The 15,994-nt window shown below is 50.8% G+C and carries 13 protein-coding genes; 1 reads left to right on the forward strand and 12 read right to left on the reverse strand.

Annotation, left to right across the window (positions count from 1 at the left end):
- Window positions 1–12: 12 nt before the first annotated feature.
- The 10 genes from A0G03_RS15510 to ribF all read right to left on the reverse strand — a co-directional run bounded on the left by A0G03_RS15510 (window position 13) and on the right by ribF (window position 13,077).
- Window positions 13–381 carry a VOC family protein gene (locus A0G03_RS15510; protein WP_048262418.1) on the reverse strand — a complete coding sequence of 123 codons (369 nt, stop codon included), beginning with the start codon at window positions 379–381 and terminating at the stop codon, window positions 13–15.
- 97 nt (window positions 382–478) lie between these two features.
- A complete protein-coding gene (locus tag A0G03_RS15515; protein WP_048262494.1) occupies window positions 479–1,168 on the reverse strand; it encodes a helix-turn-helix transcriptional regulator in 690 nt (229 codons plus the stop codon).
- A 159-nt stretch (window positions 1,169–1,327) separates the two neighbouring features.
- Entirely contained in the window at window positions 1,328–4,552 is a 3,225-nt protein-coding gene (carB, locus tag A0G03_RS15520) for a carbamoyl-phosphate synthase large subunit (protein ID WP_048262419.1), read from the reverse strand.
- Between the two features lie 14 nt (window positions 4,553–4,566).
- Complete coding sequence (gene carA, locus A0G03_RS15525; protein ID WP_048262497.1) at window positions 4,567–5,715, reverse strand: glutamine-hydrolyzing carbamoyl-phosphate synthase small subunit; 1,149 nt, start codon at window positions 5,713–5,715, stop codon at window positions 4,567–4,569.
- A 445-nt stretch (window positions 5,716–6,160) separates the two neighbouring features.
- Window positions 6,161–6,982, reverse strand: coding sequence for a 4-hydroxy-tetrahydrodipicolinate reductase (gene dapB / locus A0G03_RS15530; protein ID WP_048262420.1), 822 nt, complete (start codon window positions 6,980–6,982; stop codon window positions 6,161–6,163).
- A gap of 335 nt (window positions 6,983–7,317) precedes the next feature.
- Window positions 7,318–8,268 carry a 4-hydroxy-3-methylbut-2-enyl diphosphate reductase gene (gene ispH, locus A0G03_RS15535; protein ID WP_048262422.1) on the reverse strand — a complete coding sequence of 317 codons (951 nt, stop codon included), beginning with the start codon at window positions 8,266–8,268 and terminating at the stop codon, window positions 7,318–7,320.
- A complete protein-coding gene (gene fkpB, locus A0G03_RS15540; RefSeq protein ID WP_048262423.1) occupies window positions 8,249–8,722 on the reverse strand; it encodes an FKBP-type peptidyl-prolyl cis-trans isomerase in 474 nt (157 codons plus the stop codon). Before fkpB ends, ispH begins: the two co-directional genes overlap by 20 nt.
- Window positions 8,722–9,237 (reverse strand): signal peptidase II, encoded by a 516-nt coding sequence (gene lspA / locus A0G03_RS15545; protein ID WP_101749522.1) that lies wholly within the window; start codon window positions 9,235–9,237, stop codon window positions 8,722–8,724. The genes fkpB and lspA overlap by 1 nt, the downstream gene beginning before the upstream one ends.
- The gene (gene ileS / locus A0G03_RS15550) at window positions 9,234–12,104 is read right to left on the reverse strand and encodes an isoleucine--tRNA ligase (protein ID WP_048262426.1); all 2,871 of its coding nucleotides are present in this window, start codon (window positions 12,102–12,104) and stop codon (window positions 9,234–9,236) included. Before ileS ends, lspA begins: the two co-directional genes overlap by 4 nt.
- 31 nt (window positions 12,105–12,135) lie before the next feature.
- Window positions 12,136–13,077 carry a bifunctional riboflavin kinase/FAD synthetase gene (gene ribF, locus A0G03_RS15555; protein WP_048262428.1) on the reverse strand — a complete coding sequence of 314 codons (942 nt, stop codon included), beginning with the start codon at window positions 13,075–13,077 and terminating at the stop codon, window positions 12,136–12,138.
- Window positions 13,078–13,502: 425 nt separating this feature from the next.
- Here ribF and rpsT point away from each other — a divergent pair, with 425 nt between their 5' ends.
- On the forward strand, window positions 13,503–13,766 hold the full coding sequence (gene rpsT / locus A0G03_RS15560) for a 30S ribosomal protein S20 (protein ID WP_048262429.1): 264 nt from the start codon (window positions 13,503–13,505) through the stop codon (window positions 13,764–13,766).
- A 64-nt stretch (window positions 13,767–13,830) separates the two neighbouring features.
- On the opposite strand, the gene nhaR is transcribed toward rpsT, so the two are convergent.
- The gene (gene nhaR / locus A0G03_RS15565) at window positions 13,831–14,763 is read right to left on the reverse strand and encodes a transcriptional activator NhaR (RefSeq protein WP_048262431.1); all 933 of its coding nucleotides are present in this window, start codon (window positions 14,761–14,763) and stop codon (window positions 13,831–13,833) included.
- A 32-nt stretch (window positions 14,764–14,795) separates the two neighbouring features.
- Window positions 14,796–15,992 carry a Na+/H+ antiporter NhaA gene (gene nhaA, locus A0G03_RS15570; RefSeq protein WP_048262433.1) on the reverse strand — a complete coding sequence of 399 codons (1,197 nt, stop codon included), beginning with the start codon at window positions 15,990–15,992 and terminating at the stop codon, window positions 14,796–14,798.
- Window positions 15,993–15,994 lie beyond the last annotated feature (2 nt).

A 15,994-nucleotide genomic window follows, 5' to 3' on the forward strand; every position in this document is an offset into this window, starting at 1 on the left:
TCTTACGCTAGCTCAGTAGCTGGCATAATAAACACGTAGCCGATGGTGATCGGGATCGAGTGCCACGAACGTCAGGCCAAAATCCATTTGGATGATGTCCTGAGCGATAGTAATACCCCGTTCCTTCCAGCTTTCATAAATCGTGTTCAATGCATCCTCACTCTCGACACGAATGGCTAATTCGCTACCGCCGCCCGCCAGTTGGGTTACCGGCTTAACCTCATGCTTAGACCACAATCCCAATAGCAACCCAGAGTCAAAAGCGAACATCGCAAAGTTCTCCGACTTCTCAACGGGCTGAAAATCAAAGAGTTCACGATAGAAACATTCACTGGTAACGGCATCTTCTACATATAAAAGGACAAGATTTGGTGCGTTCATCAGAGATTCCCTTGAATCAGGTGAGTAATAAGCAGAAGGCTTCTGCTTGCCTGAATGCATCGTAGTACGCACTACTGCCAATTTTTGTCAGTAGTCATTACTGCCGAGGAATCTCTTCTTTTTCATGCCATTCTTTTAGCAGTTGCTGACGACGACGAGGATAGCGTTGCTCCAAAACCGTCATGCCACGGATACGCTCTGTTCTGAAATGGCGGAATTGCTGGCGATGTTCGCACCAGGCAGCAATCACATGCGTTTGATCGAAAAAACCCAATGCAAACGGCCAGATAATGCGGAGAGACTCATTGCCCTGAAGGTCGCAATAAGCAATCTCCGTGCGACGCTCTGCCCGAATAGCATGGCGCAAGGCTGATAAATCGATCACAACAGATGGAGTAAATTCCGCCTTACCCACTAATAATCCAGAAGAGTCGAGCGCGTCACGCAGTTCCGATGGCAATACCGCAGCAATTTTCATCAGCGCATCACGGGCCGCTTCCCCCAAACGCTCATCCGTCCTTCTAGCTACCCAGCGCATACCCAACACCAACGCTTCAATTTCCTCTTCTGAAAACATCAGCGGGGGGAGCATGAACCCCGGACGCAAGATATATCCCAATCCAGCTTCTCCCTCAATATGCGCTCCCTGCAATTGCAGCGTGGCAATATCACGATAGAGGGTCCTCTGGCTCACACCTAATTTTTCAGCCAGATACGCACCCGTTACAGGAAAACGGTGATGGCGTAATATCTGTAAAAGATCGAGTAAACGCTGCGTTCTGGACATCACCTTACCTTCGCTTCGGGCATGAAAAATCTGTTCAATATCGGGTTGAAACATAGTGATGGAGAAAAGATTTCAGGCTAAACAAAAAATACAAAAAAGCCAGCGCTGTTACCAACGCTGGCTTCATTTTTCAGCTTATAACCCTATCGAAGTAAGGTATCAGCCCTTAATCATCGCATGCATTTCCTGTACGGAAGTGACCTTCTCCGTCGGATCTGCCGTCAACGACATGGCTGTGGCGAAACCGCCGTTCAGCGTCGTGTCGTAGTGCACCTTGTATTGTAGCGCGCTGCGGCGAATCAGCTTAGAGTCTTCAATCGCCTGACGCCCTGCGGTGGTGTTAACGATGTAAGTGTACTCGCCATTCTTGATACGGTCCTGAATGTGCGGACGGCCTTCATGCACCTTGTTCACCAGACGCGGATTAATGCCAGCCTCACCCAGTTCAATCGCCGTGCCGTGCGTCGCATCCAGTTCAAAACCGTGCTTCAGCAGCTTGGCCGCCAAATCCACCACGCGAGCCTTATCACCTTCACGTACCGACAGGAGTGCACGTCCGGTTTTCTTCATGTGTGAACTGCTGCCCAGCATCGCCTTGGCAAACGCTTCAGCAAACGTGCGGCCAACGCCCATCACTTCACCGGTCGAACGCATTTCTGGCCCCAGAATCGGGTCAACGCCAGGGAATTTGTTGAACGGCAGCACCACTTCTTTCACCGAGTAATACGGCGGGATGATTTCTTTGGTGACGCCCTGCTCAGCCAGCGTTTTGCCTGCCATCACTCGCGCGGCAACTTTCGCTAACGGGACACCCGTCGCTTTCGAGACAAACGGTACGGTACGCGCAGCACGTGGGTTCACTTCAATCAGATAAACTTCGTTATCCTTCACCGCAAACTGCACGTTCATCAGACCGCGAACGCAAAGTTCAAATGCCAGTTTCTCAACCTGCTGACGCATCACGTCCTGAATTTCTTTGCTCAGCGTGTAAGCTGGCAGTGAACAAGCCGAGTCACCAGAGTGAACCCCTGCCTGCTCGATGTGTTCCATAATGCCGCCAATCAGTACACGTTCGCCGTCGCAAATGGCATCAACGTCAACTTCGATAGCATCGTCAAGGAAGCGGTCTAACAGAACGGGGGCATCGTTGGATACGCTAACCGCGTTTTGGAAATAACGCTTAAGGTCGATTTCGTCATACACGATTTCCATCGCGCGACCGCCCAGAACATAAGAAGGACGGACGACCAACGGGTAGCCGATGCCACGCGCTTTTTCTACCGCCTGCTCAATCGTCGCTACCGTGGCGTTAGACGGTTGCTTCAGCCCCAGACGATTGACGGCCTGCTGGAAGCGCTCGCGGTCTTCTGCACGGTCAATCGCGTCTGGGCTAGTTCCGATAACCGGTACTCCAGCGGCTTCTAGCTCGCGAGCCAGTTTCAGCGGCGTCTGGCCACCGTACTGCACGATAACGCCCTTTGGCTTCTCGATACGGACGATTTCCAGTACATCTTCAAACGTTACGGGTTCGAAGTACAAGCGGTCAGATGTATCGTAGTCTGTTGAAACCGTTTCAGGGTTGCAGTTGACCATGATGGTTTCATAACCATCTTCGCGCAGCGCCAGAGAAGCATGGACGCAGCAGTAGTCAAACTCGATCCCCTGTCCAATACGGTTAGGCCCGCCGCCCAGTACCATGATTTTGTCACGATCCTGAGTCGGGTTGGCTTCACACTCTTCTTCATACGTGGAGTACATATACGCCGTATCGGTCGAGAATTCAGCCGCACAGGTATCGACACGCTTATAGACCGGATGCAGGTCGAATTTATCGCGTAGCTTGCGAATTTCACTTTCCGCCACGCCAGCCAGTTTTGCCAGACGCGCATCGGCAAAGCCTTTACGCTTCAGCGCACGTAAGAAATCCGCATCCAGCGAGGTGATACCTTTTTCTGCAACCTGCTCTTCCAGACGCACGAGTTCTTCAATCTGCACCAGGAACCAGCGATCAACGTTGGTCAGGTTAAATACACCATCGACAGACATACCCGCGCGGAAAGCATCCGCGATGTACCAGATACGCTCGGCACCGGCATCTTTCAGCTCGCGGCGGATCTTGGTCAACGCTTCAGGGTCATCCAAATCGACTTTCGGATCGAAGCCCGTTGCGCCCACTTCCAGACCACGCAGTGCTTTTTGCAAAGATTCTTGCTGTGTGCGACCAATCGCCATCACTTCACCGACAGATTTCATCTGTGTGGTCAGACGGTCATTGGCACCGGCAAATTTTTCGAAGTTAAAACGTGGAATCTTGGTAACAACATAGTCGATAGCGGGTTCGAAGGACGCTGGCGTACGACCGCCAGTGATGTCATTCATCAGCTCATCAAGCGTATAACCGACGGCCAGTTTGGCCGCGATTTTCGCAATCGGGAAGCCCGTCGCTTTGGACGCCAGCGCAGAAGAACGTGATACACGTGGGTTCATTTCGATAACGATCAGGCGACCGGTTTTCGGGTTTACCGAGAACTGAACGTTAGAGCCGCCAGTTTCTACACCGATTTCACGCAGTACCGCCATCGAGGCGTTACGCATGATTTGATATTCTTTATCTGTCAGCGTTTGCGCTGGCGCAACGGTGATGGAGTCACCGGTGTGGATACCCATCGCATCGAAGTTTTCGATTGAGCAGACGATGATGCAGTTGTCGTTCTTATCACGCACCACTTCCATCTCATACTCTTTCCAACCGATCAGTGATTCATCGATCAACAGCTCTTTGGTTGGAGAAAGATCCAGTCCGCGTTCACAGATCTCTTCGAACTCTTCACGGTTATAAGCGATACCGCCACCGGTGCCGCCCATCGTAAAGGAAGGACGGATAATGCACGGGAAGCCGAGGTCAGCTGCGACAGCCAGCGCTTCTTCCATATTGTGTGCAATACCGGAACGTGCGGTATCCAGACCGATTTTCTTCATTGCCACATCGAAACGGCGGCGATCTTCTGCTTTATCAATCGCATCCGCCGTTGCACCAATCATGGTCACGCCGAATTCCGCCAGCACGCCTTTGCGTTCCAGTTCCAGCGCACAGTTCAACGCCGTCTGGCCGCCCATTGTCGGCAGCACCGCATCTGGACGCTCTTTTTCAATAATTTTACGCACCACTTCCCAGTGAATCGGCTCGATGTAGGTCGCATCGGCCATTTCCGGGTCGGTCATGATGGTTGCTGGGTTGGAGTTCACCAGAATAACGCGGTAACCCTCTTCACGCAGCGCTTTACACGCCTGTGCACCCGAGTAGTCAAACTCACACGCCTGGCCGATGACAATCGGGCCTGCGCCCAGAATCAGGATGCTTTTAATATCTGTACGTTTTGGCATTTTCTCGCTCCTGATTATTTAGCTGAAGAACGGTAAGTCTGAATCAAGTCAATAAAGTGGTCGAACAGCGGCGCGGCATCATGCGGGCCGGGGCTAGCTTCTGGGTGCCCCTGGAAGCTGAACGCTGGCTTATCCGTGCGGTGAATCCCCTGAACCGTATGGTCAAACAAGGATTTATGCGTGACGCGCAGCGTGTCAGGCAGATTATCTTCATCAACCGCAAAGCCGTGGTTCTGCGCGGTGATCATCACACAGTTGTTATCCAGATCTTTGACCGGATGGTTACCGCCGTGGTGACCCAGTTTCATCTTGATGGTCTTCGCACCGCTCGCCAGTGCCAGCAGTTGGTGACCCAGACAGATGCCGAATACCGGAATATCCGTTTCCAGGAAGGTTTTGATCGCGCGAATCGCGTAGTCACACGGCTCTGGATCGCCTGGGCCGTTAGAGAGGAAAATACCGTCTGGATTAAGCTTCAGTACGTCCTCAGCAGGTGTCTGCGCAGGAACAACTGTCAGGCGGCAGCCGCGATCCACCAGCATACGCAAAATGTTGCGTTTCACACCGTAGTCATAAGCCACCACGTGGTAAGGCAGTTCGCTTTCGTTTTTCGCCGCAGGCAATTCGCCTTCCAGCGTCCAGCTTCCCTGTAACCAGCTATAGCTTTCTGCCGTCGTCACTTCTTTTGCCAGATCCATCCCCTTAAGCCCAGGGAAGGCTTTCGCTTTCTCCAGTGCCACAACAGCATCAGGCGCATCACCAGCGATGATGCAGCCATTCTGTGCGCCTTTTTCACGCAGCAGGCGGGTCAATTTACGGGTGTCGATGTCGGCGATGGCGACGATGTTGTTGCGTTTGAGGTATTCAGACAGGCTTTCTTCACTACGGTAGTTGCTGGCAATCAGAGGTAAATCGCGAATAACCAGACCTTGAGCCTGTACTGAGGGGGATTCTTCATCGTTGGCATTAGCGCCGACATTACCGATATGGGGATAAGTGAGAGTGACAATCTGGCGGGAATAGGAAGGATCAGTAAGGATTTCTTGATAACCGGTCATCGACGTATTGAAGACCACTTCCCCCACTGCCGATCCTTCTGCCCCAATGGCCCGACCGTGGAATTGGGTTCCGTCTTCCAGAACCAATAGCGCTGACTTAATCAAAACACCCTCCAAGGAATAAACAATCACGTTATTTGCATATTAATTCAGATTCGAGCAACTAAATCAATGCAAAAACTACCTGTAAGGCCAATTTTTGGCAAATTGGGCGCATTTTAATGATGGTATTCCCAATTGTCTACCCAAACCGCTTTTTTTCTCTTATTTTTATGCTTTCCGGAATAAATAACCGCCCACTGACGTAAAAAGCTCTATCAACTCAGATAAGTAAACGGTTGCGAAGCCATATTGTTAAAATAAGGCTAGAGAATCACCAGTAAAAGGCATTTAAGGAGTAAGAGGAGTCAATCATCACTAAAAAATGGAATAAAATACAAATAAAAAGGCATGATAAAACAAAATAGAAACAAACAAGATAAAAACAAAGGTGAACGTTAAAATATCCACCTTTTTCAGCTAGATGTGATTTTTATTAAAAAATAAAATACTACAAATCATCCAAAGAAAGCACATCTCTCATATCAAAAAGACCAGCTTCCTTCGTGTTAATCCATATTGCGGCTCTTACTGCACCATTGGCAAACGTCATACGGCTGGATGCCTTGTGGGTAATCTCAACGCGTTCACCAATATCAACAAACATCGCCGTATGTTCGCCGACAATATCACCCGCTCGTACGGTAGCAAAACCAATACTTTTCGGATCGCGTTCGCCTGTATGACCTTCACGCGCGTACACGGCACAGGACTTCAGATCGCGTCCCAGCGCATCAGCAATCGCTTCGCCCATTGCCAGCGCGGTGCCAGACGGCGCATCCACTTTGTGGCGGTGGTGTGCTTCAATGATTTCGATATCAGTATAGTCGCCCATGACCTTGGCGGCTTTTTCCAGCAGCTTCAGCATGACATTGACACCGACGCTGAAGTTCGCCGCAAACACAATTCCGATATCTTGCGCAGCCTGCTTAATCGCCGCTTTGCCTGCATCATCAAAGCCGGTTGTCCCAATAATCATGCCTTTACGATGCTGACGACAAAATTCCAAATGCGCTAATGTGCCTTCCGGGCGGGTGAAGTCGATCAAAATGTCGAAATCATTCTGTACTGCATCCAGGCTTTCATTCACGGTAATACCGTTTTTACCCAGTCCGGCGAGTTCACCAGCATCGCTTCCTAGCAGGGATGAGCCAGAACGCTCCAGCGCTGCGCCCAATACCACACCGTCCATTTGATCAATAGCCTGAATCAGCTGGCGTCCCATACGGCCGCCCGCGCCTACAACCGCAATACGGATGGATGAATCCTTCATAAGGTCTCTCTCTTTTTGATTCTGACGACATAAAAATAACATCAGGTTAACGGGCACTGAGCACTATCGCCAGTGGATTTACGGCCAGATTAGAAAATACTGTTTGAAGCCGCAGAAAATCAGCAAAACTGTCTAAGCACAGGCATTAGAATCACACCTGAAATCGATGAAAAACCGTAAGGTATTTAAAGGCAAGCAAAAAAGGTCAAAAATAAACCACATGGAGTAACGCATAAAAATTCATTTTTATGCATTAACATTTTTATGGGTGAATACAGCGGGGAAGATGAACGGGAATAGCAGTGATAGGGCCGAAGCCCTACCGCAGAAACAGACTAATCGATCTGTTTGACTTCAACACGCAGCTCTTTAGGCACTTCAAAGACGATGTTTTCTTCACGGCCTTGCATTTCAACCGCAACCTTGCCGCCTAATTCTTTCAGGCGCTGAATCACCTGTTGTACCAAAATATCCGGTGCCGATGCGCCAGCAGTAACGCCAACATGCGAAGCGCCCGTTAACCATGACTCCTGAATATCGTCCGCGGAATCAATCAGATAAGCGGCTTTCCCTGCTCTTTGTGCCAATTCAGCAAGACGGTTGGAGTTTGAGGAGTTTTTAGAGCCCACAACAAAGACGACATCTGCCTTATCCGACAAATGGCGAACCGCTTCCTGACGATTGGTCGTTGCATAGCAGATATCATCTTTACGCGGGCCAACAATCTGCGGGAAACGCTCACGCAACGCATCAATCACCGCATAGGTATCATCAACAGAAAGCGTGGTTTGCGTCATAAAGCACAGGTTGTTTTCATCTTTTACCTGTAGCTGCCAGACATCATCAGGGGACTCCACCAGATACATGCCGCCATCCGCATTGCTGTACTGCCCCATCGTTCCTTCAACTTCAGGGTGTCCGGCATGCCCAATAAGAATCGCTTCCACGCCCTTCTTACTGGCTCTGGCCACTTCCATATGCACTTTGGTTACCAGAGGGCAGGTGGCATCAAACACCGTCAGGTCACGATTTTTTGCTTCATTACGTACCGCTTGCGAAACGCCATGTGCAGAAAAAATCAGAATCGCACCATCCGGTACATCTTCAATCTGCTCAATAAAAATCGCGCCACGTTCGCGTAATCCGTTAACCACATAGCGATTATGTACCACTTCATGACGGACATAGATCGGCGTACCAAACAGCTCCAGTGCACGTTCTACTATGCTGATAGCACGATCGACACCCGCACAGAAGCCGCGCGGATTAGCCAGCAGGATCTGCATGGGACACCTCCTGTTGTACGGGATCGATATCCAACACGTCGAGATCGAAGGTAATTGCCTGACCAGAGAGAGGATGGTTGAAATCCACGGTGACTGACTCTTCGGTCACATCGCGGATAATCCCCGGCATATCGTTCCCGGCAACGCCGCTGAAGAGCATGATCGTGCCCACATCCGGCACGCCGGTCTGGGCGAAATCACGACGCAAGAAGAACTGGATCAAGTTCGGGTTAGTCGGCCCAAAGGCCGACTCAGCTGGCAGCGTAAACTTGCGTTTATCGCCACGCTTTAATCCCAACAGATTTTGTTCCAGCGCGTCAGACAGGCTACTGTCGCCGAGGCGAAACAGCGCTGGCTTGCCGCGCTCACGCGTGGATTCGGCCACAGAGCCATCCTCCAGCGTCAGTATAAAATGCACCAGCAGCGCGCTGTTGTGCTGCACAGTCTCGGACATCAGTGACCCTTCTGCTTAACGGTATCAGTATCATCATGCGTACTGAAAAACCCTTCCAGTACGATGAGCGCCGCACCAATACAGATAGCGGTATCGGCCAGGTTAAAGGTGGCGAAGTGCCAGTTACCGACATAGAAGTCGATGAAATCGACGACGAATCCGTGCCATGTCCGGTCGAATAGATTGCCCAATGCGCCGCCGATAATCAGCGAATACGCAATGTTATTTAGCCTCTGCTTGACGCTGCCACGGTACATCATCACCAGCAGTGCAACCACAATAGCAATCGCAATGCCGGCAAAGAACCAGCGTTGCCAGCCGCCTTTATCCGCCAAGAAGCTGAATGCTGCGCCGTAGTTACGGGCGTAATGCAGATTCAGAGAAGGCATCACTGGTACCGTATCACCCAGCGCAAAGTGGGCAAGGATCCACTGCTTGCTACCAAGATCAATAACTAAAACCAGCACCGCCAGCCAGAGCCAGCGCAATCCACTCGAACAAATTTTATTCATCAGACAAATTTACGCTCTTCGCCGTTGCCGCCCACGTTAGTCGCACAGCGACCACACACTTCAGGATGGTCGGCATTGCTACCGATATCCGTCTCGTAATGCCAGCAGCGTGGACACTTGTGCCCTTCTGCCTGAGATACAAACGCTTTGACAACAGTTTTAATAGAACTAACTGAACTGCCGAAAAACTCTTCAGTCGCAATGGTTTCATTGCTATCAGGGTATAATATTTCCATTGGTGTACAATTTTCATCAATGGAGATTTGAGATGTTAAGAATATAAAACTAGCTTCGTTACGTAATTCGTTACGTAACAATTGAATAGTTCGAGTTTCTATTGGAAAACTTATCCGAACAGATGTCTCTAAACTAGACTTAATCCCCATACTCTTCTGGTCTTCAATGGCCTTATTAATAATTGCTTTTATCCCACGAACATCATTCCAAAAATCATTATCTAATTCTTCATTGTCATCCAGCGCGAACAGACCGTCATACCACTCTTCGGTAAACACATACTGCGCACGTTCGCCCGGCAGGTAACTCCAGATCTCATCCGCCGTGAAGGACATAATCGGTGCCATCCAGCGCACCAGCGCTTCTGAGATATGGTATAGCGCAGTCTGGCAGCTACGGCGTGCAACGCTGTCGCTTTTTGCTGTGTACTGACGATCTTTAATGATATCCAGATAGAAAGATCCCATTTCGATCGAGCAGAACTGCATCAGGCGCTGTACGACACGGTGGAAATCGTAACTTTCATACGCTTCGAGGATCTCATCCTGCGCGGCTTTCGCACAGCCAACCGCCCAGCGATCCAGTACCACCATGTCTTCTGGCTTCACGCTATCTTTCTGTGGATCGAAACCATTCAGGTTCGCCAACAGGAAACGCGCAGTGTTACGAATACGGCGATAGGCATCGGCAGAGCGCTTCAGGATTTCGTCGGATACGGCGATTTCACCGGAGTAATCCGTTGAACCGATCCACAAGCGCAGAATGTCTGCGCCCAGCTTGTTCATCACGTCCTGCGGGCTAACGGTATTACCGATCGATTTGGACATCTTGCGTCCCTGACCATCGACGGTGAAACCATGGGTCAGTACCTGACGGTAAGGCGCTTTGCCTTTAATCGCGGTGGAGATCATCAGAGAAGACATGAACCAGCCACGATGCTGATCGGAACCTTCCAGATACATATCCGCTTCGTGACCGCCAAATTCAGGACGAACATCGACTACTGACGCGTGCGTCGATCCAGAATCGAACCACACATCCAGCGTGTCTGGCACTTTGACGTAGTTATCTGCCTCTGCGCCCAGCACATCAGCCGGATCGAGATCCCACCATGCCTGAATGCCGTCCGCTTCAACACGTTTCGCCACAGCTTCAATCAGCTCAGCGGTACGCGGGTGCAGCTCTTCCGTCTCTTTGTGGACGAACAGCGACATCGGCACGCCCCAGGTACGCTGACGGGAGATACACCAATCAGGACGGTTGGCGACCATCGCTTCGATACGCGCCTGACCCCAATCTGGGATCCACTGCACGCCTTTGATTTCAGACAGCGACTGCTTACGCAGGCCTTTCTGATCCATGCTGACAAACCACTGCGGCGTCGCACGGAAAATGATCGGCGACTTATGACGCCAGCAGCACGGATAGCTGTGCTGTAATTTCTCTACGTGCAGCAACATGCTTTTTTCACGCAGGATTTCAACGATCAGATCGTTGGCTTTGAAAACGAATTTACCATCCAGTTCAGGATAGGTACCGCTCAGGTAGCAGCCGTTCGGCCCAACCGGGTTAGCGATTTCAAGATTGTATTTCTGGCTGATCACATAGTCGTCAGGACCGTGACCACCGGCGGTGTGTACCGCACCGGTACCCGCATCCAGCGTTACGTGGTCGCCCAGAATGGCCGGTACGTCGAAGCCCAGGAACGGATGCTTGAAACGCAACAGCTCAAGATCGGCGCCTTTGCAATCACCCAGAACTGCCCACTGGGTCACACCCACGCGTTTCATGACGCTTTCAACCAGGTCGGCCGCCAGAATCAGTGCCTGGCCGTCAATCTGAACCAGCTGATAATCGAACTCTGCATTTAACGAGATTGCACGGTTTGCTGGCAGCGTCCACGGTGTCGTCGTCCAGATCACCAGAGAAACAGGGCCATCTACGCTGCTCACGCCAAACTTGGCTAATACCGCCGCTACATCGCTAGCGTTAAACGTCACATCAATGGATGGGGACGTTTTGTCGTAATACTCAACTTCTGCTTCCGCCAGTGCGGAACCACAGTCGGCACACCAGTGAACCGGCTTAGCACCCTTGTGCAGGTGACCGTTTTCAATGATGCGACCCAGCGCGCGAATGATGTTCGCTTCGGTTTTGAAATCCATTGTCAGATAAGGACGATCCCAGTCGCCCAGCACGCCGAGACGAATAAAGTCGGCTTTCTGACCAGCAACCTGCTCTGCCGCATATTTACGGCACTCAGCGCGGAATTCTGCCGCACTGACTTTCTCACCCGGTTTACCAATCAACTGTTCGACTTTCAGCTCAATCGGCAAACCATGGCAGTCCCAGCCCGGCACATAAGGGGAATCGTAGCCAGACAGGCCTTTCGATTTAACGATAATATCTTTCAGAATCTTGTTAACTGAGTGACCAATGTGAATGCTGCCGTTCGCGTATGGAGGGCCATCGTGCAGAATGAAGGTCTTCTTTCCCTTCTTCGCATTGCGAATAATCCCGTACAGATCCTGCTCATACCAACGTTTCAGCATGTCAGGTTCGCGCTTGGCCAGATCGCCACGCATCGGGAACCCTGTTTCCGGCAAGTTCAGGGTAGTCTTATAGTCACTCATTAGATTCTCGATTTCGTTTCGGCTAGAAAAATTAAACCGGTGTCTTTAACCCGAAGAACGTCCGGGCTGTCACCACATCATCGGCGATTTGCTGTTTTAACGCATCAAGCGAAGCAAAACGCTGTTCATTACGGATTTTTTTACGCAGTACGACTTCAATATGACGACCGTAAAGATCTATCGTCACGTCCAGCAAATGCACTTCAAGCTGCTGGCGTTTGTCACCGTTTACGGTTGGACGCGTACCAATATTGGCGACGCCCGGCAACGGTTCTTGCCCCAGCCCATAAACACTGACGGCATACACGCCGCTGACAGGAGAAACCTGACGTTTCAATGGGAGGTTGGCGGTAGGGAACCCAATGGTTCGCCCTAATTCTTTGCCATGTTCCACGCGTCCAGAAATGCTGTAAGGATGTCCTAGCAGGCTTTCTGCCAGTTCCAGTTCATCATGACTGAGCGCTTCACGTACCGCAGTGCTGCTGACACGCTTGCCGCCATTACAGAACGAATCGGTACTGATGACAGCAAACCCCGCCCCACACCCAGCCTTCTGTAATAACAGGAAATCTCCCTGACGACCAGCCCCGAAACGGAAGTCATCTCCGACAACCAGAAACTTCACGCCCAATTTCTTCACCAGCAGAGAAGAAACGAACGTCTCAGCATCATTAGCGGCAAACCGCGCGTCGAATCTGACGCACAGCAGATAGTCCACGCCAGCCTGCGCCAGGTATTTCACCTTGTCGCGCAGACGCGTCAGGCGGGCAGGCGCTTTTTCCGCAGCAAAAAGTTCCAGCGGCTGTGGTTCAAAAATCATGACCATCACTGGCAACCCACGAGTGCGACCTTCCTGCTTCAGTCGTTCAAGCAGCATTTGGTGTCCGAGGTGCACGCCGTCAAAATTACCAATAGTGAGCACACAGCCGTAATGGTGTGCCCGAAGATTGTGTATACCGCGAATTAGCTGCATGGCTGGCCCAGAACAAAGGGTTAATATTATGGAAATCGGCGGATTATACCTTGTACAGCGAGTAAGGTTAACCCGCGATTCGCGCCTTTTGCAGCCACCCTGTAAATCGTGCCAGTATTTTCATGTTTTTTAGCTGAATCCTCGATGGATAACGCCCACAAGCAGAATATCCAGGTAGCGGATGCCGTATACAATCCGACTTTACCGATGGCAGACAGGGCTTTATCAAATTCAGGATGAATTTATGATGCGAAAAGCTGTATTCCACCGCGTGAAGCTGCTAAAATCCTGCGCCATCACAACGTAACAAGTGTCGACGTACAAACGACGCTTATTTGCACAAATCCATTGACAAACGAAGGCTAAACGAGCATATTCCACGGCCTTTGAATTGTCCTCGATTGAATATATTTGGGAGTTGGACCTTGGCTAATATCAAATCAGCTAAGAAACGCGCCGTACAATCTGAGAAGCGCCGTAAGCATAATGCAAGCCGTCGCTCAATGATGCGTACTTTCATCAAGAAAGTATACGCGGCGATCGCTACTGGCGATAAAGAAGTGGCACAGAAAGCGTTTAATGACATGCAACCGATCGTGGATCGCCAGGCTAGTAAAGGTCTGATTCACAAAAACAAAGCTGCACGTCATAAATCCAATCTGGTTGCGCGCATCAACGCCATGCAATAATCACGCATCTGCGTGTAGTTGCTAAAGAAAACCGGCCTAGGCCGGTTTTTTTGCGTCTGTTATTTCACGGCAAGTGCTTATCCATCCCCCGCGACAGGCCTTCTGCGCTATCACAGAAGAGTGCTGAGAAATCCGCGTTACAGACACGCTGTACCGCCGGATGCTGGATCATCCTGGCCGCAAAAATCGCATAATACTCGTCCTGAATGTTCTCGATCCTGCCAATCTCGACGATATCGCCCTGCTGGTAGATTTCATGGGCATACAGCGAAGGCGCAACGAAAATCGCATCGTTATTGATGCCGAACGCTGTCATCAGTGCCGCATCATCAAATTCACCCAAAATGTTCACCTGAATATTCTGCGCAGTAAACCAATTCAAGAGCTTTCGTCCCAACATGGTTCGCCGCCCTGGAATTAACAGCTTACGTTGTTCAAGGCAGGCTGGAAAAGGCTGCTCAGGCTGCGGACGCTTACAGTAAAAACTGACGCCACACTCGCCCAACTTGAGTGAAAACAACCCTTCCTGCTGCGTTGAATCAACCGGACAATCCGACAGAATCATATCCAGTTTATGCTGGCTCAACTGCTCCAACAGCATTTCATGCGTCGACTCAAAACAGCGCAGATGGATATGTTCCTGCTCTGTCACGACCGTTTCCAGCACTCTGCTCACCAGCCGTTTGGACAACGCATCTGCCACGCCGACATCGAACAGCAGGTTTGATTCTTTGCGATAGTTCACAATATCCAACATTTCCTGGCTGAGCTGGAACATGCTATCCGCATAGCGAAAAACAAGCTGCCCCAGCTCCGTCGGTTCCAACCCTCGCCCTTTGCGTTTGAAAAGTTTTCCCTGTAAACGCTCTTCCAGACATTTGATTTGCCCAGTAATGGTCTGCGGCGTTAAAAACAGCATTTCTGCCGCACCGGCAACGGAGCCCGACTTATAAACCTGCCAGAAATAATAGAGATGATTAAAATTCAAATGAGACACACCCGCCCCCTCTTCGCGCCTCTGGCATAGTATCAACCCTTACACGGCTGAACCGCCTTGTCCAGCGCGGGTAATACTCCGCGCAATGCCAGATAGCCAAGCAATGCTGCCAGCCCTGACGCCAGCAAGATCCCCAGCTTGGCATAGGTAATCAACTCCGCATCACCGCCAGAGAATGCCAACAGCGTAATGAATATCGACATGGTAAAACCGATACCACACAGCACAGAAACTGCCACGATCTGGCTAAAATGGACACCAACGGGCAGGCTCGCATAGCCCAATCGTATCGTTAGCCAACTGAACAAGGTAATGCCCAGTGGTTTACCGAGCAGTAGCCCAGCGGCAATACCCAGGCTCAAAGGGGAAAACAGTTTTTCCATCACCATTCCCTGCAATACAATGCCTGCGTTGGCAAATGCAAACAGCGGAACAATCAGAAACGCGACCCACGTTTGTAAGCCATGTTCCAACGTGGTTGCCGGAGAAGGTTTCCCGTCGGATGTGCGCAGAGGAATAAAAAATCCGACAATTACCCCCGCCAGCGTCGCATGAACGCCACATTTCAGAATGCAAACCCACAAGACGATCCCTACCAGCAAATAGGCGGACGTTTTGCCAACCTGCTGCCTGTTCATATAGGCCAACACAGCAATCGCCAGCACCGCGCCGCCCAATGCAGGCCAGAAGATCTGCTGCGTATAAAACAGGGCGATGATCAAGATCGCTCCCAGATCGTCAATGATCGCCAATGCTAGCAGGAAAACCTTTAACCCTGCGGGAACGCGCTTGCCCAATAACGTCAATACACCAACGGCGAACGCGATATCTGTCGCGGCGGGAATAGCCCAACCAACGCGCGTCACCTCATTATTTGCGTTAAAAAGCAGAAATAGCAAAGCGGGAAAAAGCATTCCGCCTACTGCGGCCGCCAGTGGCAACATCGCCTGCTGACGGCTGGCTAACGTGCCTTCGACTAGCTCACGCTTCACTTCCAGACCAATCAGCAGGAAGAAAATCGCCATCAGGCCATCATTAATCCACAGCAGCAGGTTCTTATTGATTTCCAGTGCGCCAAATCGCATTTCCACTGGCATCATCAGGAATTGTTGATAGCCCGCAGCAGTAGCAGACCAATTGGCAAATACGATCGCCAAAACGGTGGCCATCATCAGCATCACGCCAGCGGCCGCATCCAATCGAATAAAGCGCCGAATCATTGTTATCATTG

This window comes from Pectobacterium peruviense, assembly GCF_002847345.1.
Taxonomy (GTDB): domain Bacteria; phylum Pseudomonadota; class Gammaproteobacteria; order Enterobacterales; family Enterobacteriaceae; genus Pectobacterium; species Pectobacterium peruviense.

What these genes read in the sequence shown, in the direction of transcription:
- A0G03_RS15510 (WP_048262418.1), bottom strand. Translation starts at nt 381, where the DNA reads ATGAACGCACCAAATCTTGTCCTTTTATATGTAGAAGATGCCGTTACC.
- A0G03_RS15515 (WP_048262494.1), bottom strand. Translation starts at nt 1,168, where the DNA reads ATGTCCAGAACGCAGCGTTTACTCGATCTTTTACAGATATTACGCCAT.
- carB (WP_048262419.1), bottom strand. Translation starts at nt 4,552, where the DNA reads ATGCCAAAACGTACAGATATTAAAAGCATCCTGATTCTGGGCGCAGGC.
- dapB (WP_048262420.1), bottom strand. Translation starts at nt 6,982, where the DNA reads ATGAAGGATTCATCCATCCGTATTGCGGTTGTAGGCGCGGGCGGCCGT.
- ispH (WP_048262422.1), bottom strand. Translation starts at nt 8,268, where the DNA reads ATGCAGATCCTGCTGGCTAATCCGCGCGGCTTCTGTGCGGGTGTCGAT.
- fkpB (WP_048262423.1), bottom strand. Translation starts at nt 8,722, where the DNA reads ATGTCCGAGACTGTGCAGCACAACAGCGCGCTGCTGGTGCATTTTATA.
- ileS (WP_048262426.1), bottom strand. Translation starts at nt 12,104, where the DNA reads ATGAGTGACTATAAGACTACCCTGAACTTGCCGGAAACAGGGTTCCCG.
- ribF (WP_048262428.1), bottom strand. Translation starts at nt 13,077, where the DNA reads ATGCAGCTAATTCGCGGTATACACAATCTTCGGGCACACCATTACGGC.
- nhaA (WP_048262433.1), bottom strand. Translation starts at nt 15,992, where the DNA reads ATGATAACAATGATTCGGCGCTTTATTCGATTGGATGCGGCCGCTGGC.